At 72.4% G+C, this 14094-nt stretch carries 1 pseudogene; it reads right to left on the bottom strand.

The features are described 5' to 3' along the window. Positions 1–297 precede the first annotated feature (297 nt). Positions 298–14070, bottom strand: a pseudogene (locus C1708_RS00335) (type I polyketide synthase); the annotation flags it as partial. Positions 14071–14094: the final 24 nt, after the last annotated feature.

The following is a 14094-nucleotide window of genomic DNA, read 5'->3' as shown; positions in this document are numbered from 1 at the left end:
GGTGTCCGGTGATAGGGGTGGTTGCCCACCTTGGCAGGAAGAACCGCCGGACGTTGGAATTCCGGGCATCCGTGCGGGACGACGACCCCCTGCTCCCAGGCGTTCCCATAAGAAAAACCGGGCACGGCACAAGAAAATACCGCACCCGGAAAGGATCTCGTTCGAAATCGAATCACCAGGGATTCGAAAGGAGATAGACTTTCACTCGAAAGCTGCCGGACCGCGCCTCAGGGATTGCTGGAATCATCCATGAGGCGCCTGATCTTCCGTCGACTTTCCCTGAATCGGGACATCGCGTCAATTCGAGGGGCGCCCGATGTTCCGGTGGATGAAATCGAAGAGTTCTTCGTCGGTGGCGGAAAGGACGTTCTCGGCGTCCGCCATCGGCTCCGCCTCCTCCCGCTCCTCGGGAGCCTGCTCCGGGACGCTCCACCGGGAGAGCAGGGACTGCAGGCGCATAGTCACCTTGGTGCGGGCCAGAGGATCGGCGCCGACCGTCTCGGATGCCTGCTCCAGGCGGTCGATCTCCTCGAAGACCGCGGCGAGCCCCGCCTGGCCGTTCGGGGCGGACTCCGCCGCCAGGTGGGCGGCGAGATCGGCCGGGGTCGGGTAGTCGAAGACAAGCGTGGCGGGGAGGCCGAGGCCGGCGGCGGCCCCGAGCAGGTTGCGCAGTTCGACGGCGGTCAGCGAGTCGAACCCGAGGTCCCGGAAGGGCGTCCCGGCCGGTACCGCCTCCGCCGACGCGTGGCCGAGCACCGAGGCCGCCGACTCGCGGACCAGCTCCAGCGCGACCTGTTGCCGCTCCCCTTCGGAGGCGACGGCCAGCCGCGCAGCCCACCTGCTGCTCGGGGCGGCCGTCTCCGCCGGGGAGACGGCGGCTTCGAGCACCGCCCGTGCTTCGGTGATGCGGTCGAGGAGTGGGCTGGGGCGTACGGCGGTGTAGGCGGGAGCGAAGGTCGTCCAGTCGATGTCGGCGACCGCCACGCAGGCCAGTCCCGACGCGGCAGCCCGTCCCAGCAACCCCAGCGCCTGGTCGGGATCCATCGGCAGCATCCCGCCCCGGCCGACCCGCTCCGCCACCCCGCCGGCCGCAGCCATCCCCTCCCCGGCCCACGGCCCCCACCCCACCGACGTCGCCGCCAGCCCCGACGCCCGCCTGAACCACGCCAACGCGTCCAGACCCGCATTCGCCGCCGCATAGTTCCCCTGACCGGCCGCCCCGAACACCGACGCCGCCGACGAGAACAACACGAACGCGTCCAGCACCAGCCCCCGCTCCACCGTCAGCTCATGCAACAACCACGCCGCACCCGCCTTCGGCCCCCACACCCCCGCCAACCGCCGCGCCGACAACCCCGACAACACCCCGTCGTCCAGCACCCCCGCCGCATGCACCACCGCATCCACCACAAACTCATCCAGCAGCCCCGCAACCGCCTCCCGGTCGGTCACATCGACCGCGGTCACCACCACCTCACACCCCAGACCAGCAAGCTCATCCCGCAACTCCACAGCCCCCGGAGCCCCCAGCCCCCGACGACTCACCAACACCAACCGCTCAGCACCTTGGCCGGCAGCCCACCGCGCCACCCGCGCACCCAGACCACCCGTACCACCCGTCACCAACACCGTCCCCCGCGGACACCACCCCTGCCCCGAAGGCAGCACCACCCGCACCAGACGACGCCCCCACACCCCACCGGCACGCACCGCAACCTGATCCTCAACACCACCAGCGCCCGCAGCAGCCAGCACCCCGCACACCCGGTCCCACACCCGGCCATCAGCACCAGCCGGCACATCGATCAGCCCGCCCCACACCCCCGGCAGCTCCAGCCCCGCCACCCGGCCAAGCCCCCACACCCCGGCCGCCTCCGCACACACACCCCCCGCATCACCAGACCCAGCCGACACACCACCCCGCGTCACCGCCCACACCGGCACACCCGACGCACCCGACGACTCAACCGCCTGCACCAACGCCAGCACGGAAGCCGCCGACCCCAGCAACGACACCACGCCCGACGCCGCCGAAAACTCCAGCCCGGCGAACTCCTCCGCCCCCGCACCCGCAGGAACCTCAACCAGCCGAGCCCCCCGCTCCACCAACCCAGCAGCAGCCTCCCGAGCCCACACCTCACCCCCGGACTCCACCACCACCAGCCACGAACCAATCTGCGTGGGCGGGAGCGCGGTGAGCGGCGTCCAGTGTTCGGTGTACGACCAGCTGTCCGCCGCCGCACGTTCGTCGCGGCGACGGTGCCAGGCGGAGAGCGCGGGCAGAGCCGGCGCGAGGTCGGCCTGCTCGACCTCCAAGGTGCGGGCCAGCTCTGTCAGGTCCTCCCGCTCGACCGCGTCCCAGAACTCGGCGTCAACCACCTGCGAACTGAGCGTCCCACCCCCCTCCACCCAGTAACGGGTGCGCTGGAAGGCATACGTCGGCAGTTCCACCCGGCGCGCGTCCGTTCCGGCGAAGAACGCTGCCCAGTCGACCTCACCGCCCTCGGCATGAAGGCGGCCGAGGGCCGTGAGCAGGGAAGTCGTCTCCTCACGGTCCTTGCGCAGGACCGGGGCGAACAACGCCTCCCCGGCCTCCGGCAAGGTGCTCTGCGCCATGACGGTGAGCACACCGTCCGGCCCCAGTTCGAGGAAACGGGTCACGCCTTGGGCGTGCAGGGTCCGGACGCCGTCGGCGAAGCGGACCGCCTCGCGGACGTGCCGCACCCAGTAGTCAGGCGTGGACAGCTCAGGCCCGGCGACCTCACCGGTGAGGTTCGACACCACCGGGATGCGAGCAGGCCCGTAGGTCAGCGTCTTTGCGACCTGCCGGAACTCCTCCAGCATCGGATCCATCAACACCGAATGGAACGCATGGCTGACCGTCAACTTCTTCGTACGCGCGCCCCGCTCGGCGAGCGCGGCGGTCACCTGCTCCACCGCCGCCTCCGCACCCGAGACGACCACCGCACGCGGCCCGTTCACCGCAGCGACCGAAACCCCCTCCACCAGCGCCGCACGGACCTCCTCCTCCGACGCCTCGACCGCCACCATCGCCCCACCCGCGGGCAGAGCATCCATCAACCGACCACGCGCCACCACCAACGCACACGCGTCGTCCAGGTCCAGCACCCCGGCCACATGCGCGGCCGCCATCTCCCCGACCGAGTGGCCCAGGAGTGCGTCCGGGCGCACCCCCCACGACTCCAGCAGCCGGAACAACGCCACCTCGACCGCGAACAACGCCGCCTGCGTGAACCGCGTCCGATCCAGCAGACCAACACCCTCCGCACCCTCACCGTCGAACACGACGGTCTTCAACGACCGGCCCAGCCCACCGTCCACCCGCGCACACACCGCATCGAACGCCTCCGCGAACACCGGATACGCGGCATACAACTCCCGCCCCATCCCGAGCCGCTGCGCACCCTGACCCGTGAACAGCAGGGCTGTCTGGCCTGCGGATGTCGCGCGCGTCCGGTCCAGCGGGGTCTGGAGCTTCGCCAGCCCAGCGAGCAGTTCCTCGCGCGAGGAGCCGACCACCACGGCCCGGTGCTCCAAGGCCGCCCGCGTCGTCGCCAGCGACAGGCCCACGTCCACCGAGCGCAGCTCCGCCCGCTCCCCCACGTACGCCGAGAGCCTGGCCGCCTGGCCGGCCAGCGCCTCCGGCGACTTCCCGGCCAGCACCCACGGGACCACCGCGTGGCCCGAGTCTGCGCCCGCGCTCGGTTTCTCCTGGGCGAGCGCGGGTCCCTGTTCCAGCACTACGTGGGCGTTGGTCCCGCTGAAGCCGAAGGAGGAGACGCCGGCCCGGCGGGGCGCGTCGGTCTGCGGCCAGTCGCGGGGCTCCGTCAGCAGGGACACGCCACCGGCGGTCCAGTCCACGTGCGGGGTCGGCTCGTCCACGTGCAGGGTCCGGGGCAGGACGCCGTGGCGCATCGCCTCGACCATCTTGATGACCCCCGCGACACCGGCGGCGGCCTGCGTGTGCCCGATGTTCGACTTCACCGAGCCCAGCCACAGCGGCCGGTCCGGGTCACGGTCCTGCCCGTAGGTGGCCAGCAGCGCCTGCGCCTCGATCGGGTCACCCAGCTTGGTGCCGGTGCCGTGGGCCTCCACCGCGTCCACGTCCGACGGCTCCAGACCCGCGTCGGCCAACGCCTGCCGGATCACCCGCTGCTGCGACGGACCGTTCGGCGCCGTCAGCCCGTTGGAGGCGCCGTCCTGGTTGACCGCGCTGCCCCGGATCACCGCCAGCACCTGATGACCGTTGCGCTCCGCGTCCGAAAGACGCTCCAACACAAGGAGACCGACACCCTCGCCCCAACCCGTACCGTCGGCGCCTCCCGCGAAGGCTTTGCAGCGCCCGTCGGACGACAGGCCCCCCTGGCGGCTGAACTCGATGAAGGCACCCGGCGTCGACATGACCGTCACACCTCCGGCCAGCGCGAGGTCACACTCGCCGCTCTGCAGCGACCGCGCCGCCCAGTGCAGGGCGACGAGGGAAGAGGAACAGGCCGTGTCCACGGTCACCGCGGGGCCTTCCAGACCGAAGGCGTACGACAGCCGACCGGAGACCACACTCGCGGCGTTTCCGGTGGCGACGTAGCCGCCCACGTCCTGAGGAGCGTCCATGAGGAGGGAGGCGTAGTCCTGGCCGTTGGTGCCGACGAAGACGCCGGTGCAGCCGCCGCGCGTGGAGCGCGGGTCCACACCCGCCCGCTCGAATGCCTCCCAGGAGGTCTCCAGCAGCAGCCGCTGCTGCGGATCCATCGCCAGCGCCTCACGCGGCGAGATCCCGAACAGCTCCGCGTCGAACTCGGCCACGTCGTACAGGAACCCGCCCTCGCCAGTGAACGTGGGGAGCGAGGCCATGTCCCAGTCCCGGTCGTCGGGGAGTGGACCGACCGCGTCGGTTCCCTCGGCCAGCAGGTCCCAGAGTCGTTCGGGCGAGTCGACCCCGCCGGGGAAGCGGCAGGCCATGGCGACGACGGCGACGGGCTCGTTCTCGACCGCGGAACGTACGGGGAGCGCCGCGTCCTGGCCGGTGACGGTACCGAGCAGTTGTTCGTACAGGTGGTGGGCGAGCTCGACCGGGGTCGGGTAGTCGAAAACGAGTGTGGCGGAGAGGCTGAGGCCGGTGAGAGCGCTGAGGAGGTTCTTCAGCTCGACGGCGGTCAGCGAGTCGAAACCCATCTCCCGGAAGGCCCGGCCCTCGGGGAGGGCGACGGCGGAGTCGTGGCCCAGAATCGCGGCAGCCGTCTCGCGGACGGTCGTACTCAGCAGGCGCAGGCCCTCGCTCTCGCTCAGCCCGAGCAGGCGGTCGCGCAGCCCGGCCTCGGCGAGCGGCTGGCCACCGCCCGCGCCGACCGCCCGTGCTTCGGTGATGCGGTCGAGGAGTGGGCTGGGGCGTACGGCGGTGTAGGCGGGAGCGAAGGTCGCCCAGTCGATGTCGGCGACCGCCACGCAGGCCAGCCCCGACGCGGCAGCCCGCCCCAGCAACCCCAGCGCCTGGTCGGGATCCATCGGCAGCATCCCGCCCCGGCCGACCCGCTCCACCACCCCGCCGGCCGCAGCCATCCCCTCCCCGGCCCACGGCCCCCACCCCACCGACGTCGCCGCCAGCCCCGACGCCCGCCTGAACCACGCCAACGCATCCAGACCCGCATTCGCCGCCGCATAGTTCCCCTGACCGGCCGCCCCGAACACCGACGCCGCCGACGAGAACAACACGAACGCGTCCAGCACCAGCCCCCGCTCCACCGTCAGCTCATGCAACAACCACGCCGCACCCGCCTTCGGCCCCCACACCCCCGCCAACCGCCGCGCCGACAACCCCGACAACACCCCGTCGTCCAGCACCCCCGCCGCATGCACCACCGCATCCACCACAAACTCATCCAGCAGCCCCGCAACCGCCTCCCGGTCGGTCACATCGACCGCCGCCACCACCACCTCACACCCCAGACCAGCAAGCTCATCCCGCAACTCCACAGCCCCCGGAGCCCCCAGCCCCCGACGACTCACCAACACCAACCGCTCAACACCTTGACCGGCAGCCCACCGCGCCACCCGCGCACCCAGACCACCCGTACCACCCGTCACCAACACCGTCCCCCGCGGACACCACCCCTGCCCCGAAGGCAGCACCACCCGCACCAGACGACGCCCCCACACCCCACCGGCACGCACCGCAACCTGATCCTCAACACCACCAGCACCACCCACACCCACAGCACCAGCAGCACCACCGGCACTGGCAGCACCAGCGGCACCGGCAGCGGTCAGCACCCCGCACACCCGGTCCCACACCACACCCCCGGGCTCGACCGGGACGTCGATCAGCCCGCCCCACACCCCCGGCAGCTCCAGCCCCGCCACCCGGCCCAGCCCCCACACCCCGGCCGCCTCCGCACACACACCCCCCGCATCAGCAGACCCAGTCGACACACCACCCCGCGTCACCGCCCACACACGGCAACCACCCCCACCAGCACCCTCCACCGCCTGCACCAACGCCAGCACGGAAGCCGCCGACCCCAGCAACGACACCACGCCCGCCAGCTCACCCGCCGGCTGATCCAGACCCGCCAACAGCCCGGCGAACTCCTCCGCCCCCGCACCCGCAGGAACCTCAACCAGCCGAGCCCCCCGCTCCACCAACCCAGCAGCAGCCTCCCGAGCCCACACCTCACCCCCGGACTCCACCACCACCAGCCACGAACCACTCAACGCCGCGACACCCGCCACCGAGACCGGACGCCACTCCTCCTGATACGTCCAGCCCTCACCCCCGCCCCCGCCAGCCACCTCGGGCCAGAACCGCTCACGCTGGAACGCATACGTCGGCAGCTCCACACGCCGGACATCGGCGACCATGCTGGTGAAGTAGGCAGCCCAGTCCACCTCGCCGCCGTGCGCGTGCAGGCGGCCAAGTGCGGTGAGCAGGGAGAACGTTTCCTCGCGGTCCTTGCGCAGCACGGGCGCGAACAGCGCCTCCCCGGCCTCCGGCAAGGTGCTCTGCGCCATGACGGTGAGCACACCGTCCGGCCCCAGTTCGAGGAAACGGGTCACGCCTTGGGCGTGCAGGGTCCGCACACCGTCGGCGAAGCGGACCGCCTCGCGGACGTGCCGCACCCAGTAGTCAGGCGTGGACAGCTCAGGCCCGGCGACCTCACCGGTGAGGTTCGACACCACGGGGATGCGAGCGGGCCCGTAGGTCAGCGTCTTTGCGACCTGCCGGAACTCCTCCAGCATCGGATCCATCAACACCGAATGGAACGCATGGCTGACCGTGAGCTTCTTGACCCGCGCGCCCCGCTCGGCGAGCACGGCGGCGACCTGCTCCACCGCCGCCTCCGCACCCGAGACGACCACCGCACGCGGCCCGTTCACCGCAGCGAGGGAGACACCCTCGACCAGCGCCGCACGGACCTCCTCCTCCGACGCCTCGACCGCCACCATCGCCCCACCCGCGGGCAGAGCATCCATCAACCGACCACGCGCCACCACCAACGCACACGCGTCATCCAGGTCCAGCACCCCGGCCACATGCGCGGCCACGACCTCCCCCACCGAATGCCCGAGCAGCGCGTCCGGGCACACCCCCCACGACTCCAGCAGCCGGAACAACGCCACCTCGACCGCGAACAACGCCGCCTGCGTGAACCGCGTCCGATCCAGCAGACCAACACCCCCCGCACCCTCGCCCTCGCCGTCGAACACGACCGTCTTCAACGACCGGCCCAGCCCACCGTCCACCCGCGCACACACCGCATCGAACGCCTCCGCGAACACCGGATACGCGGCATACAACTCCCGCCCCATCCCGACCCGCTGCGCCCCCTGACCCGTGAACAACAGGCCCAGGCGTCCGGCGGCTGCCGGACCACGTGAGGTTGCCCCGGCCAACCCGGCGAGCAGGTCCTCGCGCGAGGACCCGACCACCACGGCCCGGTGCTCCAGGGCGGTTCGCGTCGTGGCCAGGGAGAAGCCCACGTCCGCAGGGCTCAGTTCCGGGTGTTCCCCGACGTACGCCGCGAGCCGCACCGCCTGCTCTCCGAGGGCCGCCGCAGACTTGGCCGAGAGCAGCCAAGGCACCACCGTGTCCGCCTGGCCGGGGGCTCGGACGGGCTCGGGCTCAGAGGGCGTGCTCGGGCCCTGCTCCAGCAGTACGTGGGCGTTGGTGCCGCTGATGCCGAACGACGAGACTCCCGCGCGCAGCGGGCTGCCGTCGGGCCGCGCGGTCCATTCCACCGGCTCGGTGAGGAGTTCCACGGCACCCCCCGACCAGTCGACCTGGCGGGTGGGCTCTTCGACGTGGAGCGTCTTGGGGAGCACGCCGTTCCGCATGGCGAGGACCATCTTGATGACGCCCGCGACACCCGCTGCCGCCTGGGTGTGGCCGATGTTGGACTTGACCGAGCCGAGCCACAACGGCCGGTCCTCCGGCCGGTTCTGCCCGTACGTGGCGAGCAGGGCCTGCGCCTCGATCGGATCACCCAGCTTCGTACCGGTGCCGTGCGCCTCCACCGCGTCGATGTCCGACGGTTCCAGACCGGCCTGGGCCAGCGCCTGGCGGATCACCCGCTGCTGCGACGGGCCGTTGGGGGCGGTCAGGCCGTTGGATGCGCCGTCCTGGTTGACCGCGCTCCCCCGGACGACGGCGAGGACGGGGTGGCCGTGGCGTTCGGCGTCGGAGAGGCGTTCCAGGACGAGGACACCCACACCCTCGCCCCAGCCCGTGCCGTCCGCACCGTCGGCGAACGCCTTGCAGCGCCCGTCGGCGGCCAGACCGCCCTGGCGGCTGAACTCGGCGAAGACGGTGGGCGTGGACATGATGGTGACGCCGCCGGCCAGGGCGAGGTCGCACTCGCCGGAGCGCAACGCCTGGGCGGCGAGGTGGAGGGCGACCAACGAGGAGGAGCAGGCCGTGTCCACGGTCATCGCCGGGCCTTCGAGGCCGAAGGCGTACGAGAGCCGCCCCGAGACCACGCTCGCGGCGTTGCCGGTGGCCAGGTAACCGCCGACGTCCTGCTGTCCCGCGGCGAGCAGCGGGCCGTAGTCCTGGCCGTTGGTGCCGACGAAGACACCGGAGCGGGTTCCCCGCAGCGAGCCGGGGGCGATGCCCGCGCGCTCGAACGCCTCCCAGGAGGTCTCCAGGAGGAGCCGCTGCTGTGGATCCATGGCGAGGGCTTCACGCGGCGAGATCCCGAACAGCTCCGCGTCGAACCAGGGGGCGTCCTCGACGAAGCCGCCCACCTGTGCGGCGGTGTCGGCAGCGACCCGCCAGCCGCGGTCGGCGGGGAAGGCGGTCAGGGCGTCACCGCCGGAGACCAGCAGGTCCCAGAGCTGTTCCGGGGTGGTGACCGCACCGGGGAAGCGGCAGGCCATGGCGACCAGGGCCAGGGGTTCGTCCGCCGTTCCGGCGGGGGCGGTGGTGCGCCCCGTCCGGCCGGTCACGGGCTCGGTGCCCGCGTCGGCGGAGTCGTCGGCGCCGAGCAGGGCGGCGAGGTGCCCGCCGAGTGAGGCAGGGGTCGGGTGGTCGAAGACGAGGGTGGCGGGCAGGCGCAGGCCGGTGGCGGCGCCGAGCACGTTGCGCAGCTCGACGGCGGTGAGGGAGTCGACACCGAGTTCGCGGAACGCCTTGTGCTCGGGGATGTCGGTGTCGTGGGCGTAGCCGAGTACCCCGGCGGCGTGGGCGCGGACCAGGTCGCGGGCTTCGCGGACCCGGTCGGCGGCGGGCAGCCCCGCGAGGCGGGCGGCGAGGCTCTCCGCGGTGGCGCCCGCCTCGCCACGGGTGGCATCGGCCGCCCCGGCGGCATCCGCCGCCTCGGGGATCTCCCGCAGCAGGCAGGTGGGGCGAACGGCCGCGAACCCCTGCGCGAACCGCTCCCAGTCGATGTCGGCGACGGCCACCGCGCCGTCCCCGGCGGTGACGGCCAGTCGCAGGGAGCGCAGGACGCGGTCGGGGCTCATCGGGCGCAGACCTCCGCGCCGGACGCGCTCCGCCACCGCCTCCTCCCCGGCCATGCCGCCGCCGTCCAGCGCACCCCATGCCACGGAGGTGCCGGGCAGGCCGCGGTGGCGGCGGTGTTCGGCGAGGGCGTCGAGGAAGGCGTTGGCAGCGGCGTAACCGGCCTGGGCCGCGCTGCCGGTGACGCCGCTCAGCGAGGAGTACAGGACGAAGGCGGCCAGGTCGCGGCCCTCGGTCAGCTCGTGGAGGTTGAGAGCGCCCCGGAGCTTGGGGCGGAGCACCGTCTCCAGGCGGTCGGGGGTGAGTGTGGCGATCACTCCGTCGTCCAGGACTCCGGCCGTGTGCACGACCGCGTCCACGGGGTGCTCGGCGAGCAGCCGGGCCAGTTCCTCCCGTTCGGCGACGTCGCAGGCGGCGAGGGTGACGCGCGTGCCCTGAGCCTCCAGCTCCTCGCGCAGCGCGTGGGCACCGGGTGCGTCCTCGCCACGCCGGCCGACCAACAGGAGGTGACCGGTGCCGGCCGCCGCCAGTCCCCGGGCCACGTGCGCCCCGGCGCCGCCGGTGCCACCCGTCACCAGGACGGTGCCGGACGGCTGCCATCCCTCCCCCGTCTCCGTGCCCAGTCTGGCCCGCACCAGTCGGCGGCCGAAAACCCCCGAAGGGCGCACCGCCACCTCGTCCTCCCCGGTGGTCCCGGCGAGGACGGCGACGAGTCTGCTTCCGGCCCGCTGGTCGAAGACGTCGGGGAGATCGACCAGTCCGCCCCACTCCTGGGGCTGTTCCAGCGCGACCGCCCGGCCCAACCCCCAGGTGGTGGCCTGGGCGAGAGAGGCGGCACGGTCGAAGGAGGTTGTGGAGACGGCGCCCCGGGTGGCGCACCACAGTGGAGCGGGAGTGCTCCTCCCGTCCGCCGTCAGCGCCTGGACGAGTGCGAGTTGGGCGGCGAGTCCGCCACTCAGGGAGGTACGCCCGGGAAGCGTGCCCTCGTCGAGGGCGAGGAGCGAGACGACTCCGGCCACGCCGGGCACGCTCACGGCGTCCTCCACCCGGCGTGCCAGGTCGGCGGCGGGTGCGTCGGTGTTCACCGTCACGATCTCGGCCTCGGCCCCGCCGGTACGCAGTGCCTCGGCCACGGCGGACACCAGACCGTCATGCCCGTTCCCGCACCCGCTCCGCTCGGTGGCCGGGTCGTCGGCGGGCGCGACCACCAGCCAGGTTCCGGTGAGCGTGGCGGCCGAGGGCAGGACCACGGGCTTCCAGACGGCCCGGTACCGCCAGTCGTCGGTGGTCGCCCGTTCCTGCTGCCGATCGCGCCAAGAGCTCAACGCCGGGAGCACACCGTCCAGTCGCCCCGGCTCTATCTCGAGACTCTCCGCGAGCGCCGCGAAATCCTGGTTCTCGACGGCCGTCCAGAACTCCGCCTCGATCGGATCGGCACCGCCCGCGGTGGAGTCGGCGGTGGGCACCAGCAGCCAGTAGCGGGTGCGCTGGAAGGCGTACGTCGGCAGTTCCACACGCCGGACATCGGCCGCCACACCACTGAAATAGGCGGCCCAGTCCACCTCGCCGCCGTGGGCGTGCAGGCGTCCGAGGGCGGTGAGCAGGGAGAACGTTTCCTCGCGGTCCTTGCGCAGCACGGGCGCGAACAACGCCTCCCCGGCCTCCGGCAAGGTGCTCTGCGCCATGGCGGTAAGCACACCGTCCGGGCCCAGTTCGAGGAACCGCGTCACCCCCCGGTCGTGGAGCGTCCGGACGCCGTCGGCGAACCGGACCGCCTCACGCACATGCCGCACCCAGTAACCGGCCGTCGAGAGCTCGGGACCGGCGACCTCACCGGTGAGGTTCGAGACGACGGGGATGCGAGCAGGCCCGTAGGTCAGCGACTCCGCGACCTGCCGGAACTCCTCCAGCATCGGATCCATCAACACCGAATGGAACGCGTGACTGACCGTCAGCCTCTTCGTACGCGCGCCCCGCTCCGCGAGCGCGGCGGCGACCTGCTCCACCGCCGCCTCCGCACCCGAGACGACCACCGCACGCGGCCCGTTCACCGCAGCGACCGAAACACCGTCGACCAGCGCCGCACGGACCGCCTCCTCCGACGCCTCGACCGCCACCATCGCCCCACCCGCGGGCAGAGCATCCATCAACCGCCCACGCGCCACCACCAACGCACACGCGTCATCCAGACCCAGCACCCCGGCCACATGCGCGGCCACGACCTCCCCCACCGAATGCCCGAGCACCGCGTCCGGGCGCACCCCCCACGACTCCAGCAGCCGGAACAACGCCACCTCGACCGCGAACAACGCCGCCTGCGTGAACCGCGTCCGATCCAGCAGACCAACACCCTCGCCCTCGAACACGAGGGTCTTCAACGACCGGCCCAGCCCACCGTCCACCCGCGCGCACACCGCGTCGAAAGCATCGGCGAACACCGGATAGGCGGCATACAAGTCCCGCCCCATCCCGACCCGCTGCGCCCCCTGACCCGTGAACAACAGCGCCAGCCGGCCCGGGGTCGCCGCTCCTTGGTCCGGCGCCTGGGCCAGCCGCGCCAGTCCCTCGCACAGTTCGTCACGCGAGGAACCGACCACCACGGCCCGGTGCTCGAACACCGACCGCGTCGTGGCCAGCGAGAACGCCACATCCACCGGGCGCAGCTCCACCCGCTTCCCGACATGCTCCGCAAGCCGCACCGCCTGCTCCCGCAGGGCACCGGGGGTGGTTCCCGAAAGGATCCACGGCAGGGTGCGGCCGGAGGGGGCGGGGCGAGTGTCGGCCGGGGCGGGAGCGGCGGACGGTTCTGGTGCCTGTTCCAGAACGAGGTGGGCGTTGGTGCCGCTGACGCCGAAGGCGGAGACACCGGCGCGCAGCGGGCGGTCCGGGGCGCTGTCACCCCAGGCGACCGGTTCGGTGACGAGTTCGACGGCGCCCGCCGACCAGTCGACCTGAGGGGTGGGGGCGTCCACGTGGAGGGTCTGCGGGAGAACGCCGTGACGCATCGCCATGACCATCTTGATGACGCCGGCGACACCGGCGGCGGCCTGGGTGTGCCCGATGTTCGACTTGACTGAGCCGAGCCACAACGGCCGGTCCTCGGGACGGTTCTGCCCGTAGGTGGCGAGGAGCGCCTGCGCCTCGATCGGGTCACCCAGAGTGGTGCCGGTGCCGTGCGCCTCCACCGCGTCCACGTCCGAGGGAGCGAGGCGGGCGTTGGCGAGGGCCTGGAGAATGACGCGCTGCTGGGCCGGGCCGTTCGGGGCGGTCAGACCGTTGGAGGCGCCATCCTGGTTGATCGCGCTCCCCCGGATGACCGCCAGCACCTCGTGACCGTTGCGGCGGGCGTCCGAAAGTCTCTCCAGGACGAGCATCCCGGCGCCCTCGCCCCAGCCGGTGCCGTCGGCCGCGGCGGCGAATGCCTTGCAGCGGCCGTCCCCGGACATGCCGCGCTGCCGGCTGAACTCGATGAAGAGGGCGGGCGTGGACATCACGGTGGCGCCGCCCGCCAGCGCCAGGTCGCATTCCCCCTGCCGCAGCGCCTGCGCCGCCAGGTGGAGGGAAACCAACGAGGCGGAGCAGGCGGTGTCGACGGTGAGGGTGGGGCCTTCGAGGCCGAGGGTGTAGGCGACACGGCCGGAGACGACGCTGGCGGCGTTGCCGGTGAGGAGGTGGCCGTCGACGGCCGCGTCGGCGCCGACGACGAGGGTGGTGTAGTCCTGCCCGTTGGTGCCGACGAAGACGCCGGTGCGGCTGCCGCGCAGGCTGTGCGGGTCGATACCGGCGCGTTCGATCGCCTCCCAGGAGGTCTCCAGGAGCAGCCGCTGCTGCGGGTCCATCGCCAGCGCCTCGCGCGGCGAGATCCCGAAGAAGGCCGGGTCGAACTCGCCCGCGTCGTAGATGAACCCGCCTTGGCGGGCGTAGAAGGTGCCTTCGCGCCGGCCGTCGGGATCGTAGAGCCCCTCGATGTCCCAGCCGCGGTCGGCGGGCAGGTCGGAAAGGGCGTCGCGGCCGGAGGCCACCAGGTCCCAGAGGTCCTCCGGGGAGCGGGCGCCGCCAGGGAAGCGGCAGCCGATGCCGACGATCGCCAGGGGCTCGGCGCTTCTCGCCTCGACCGCGCG

Origin of the sequence: Streptomyces sp. DH-12 (assembly GCF_002899455.1) — a bacterium.
In the GTDB taxonomy this organism is placed as follows: Bacteria; Actinomycetota; Actinomycetes; order Streptomycetales; family Streptomycetaceae; genus Streptomyces.
Note: the sequence above shows the minus strand (reverse complement) of the source record. Positions and strands in the feature narration are given on the sequence as shown.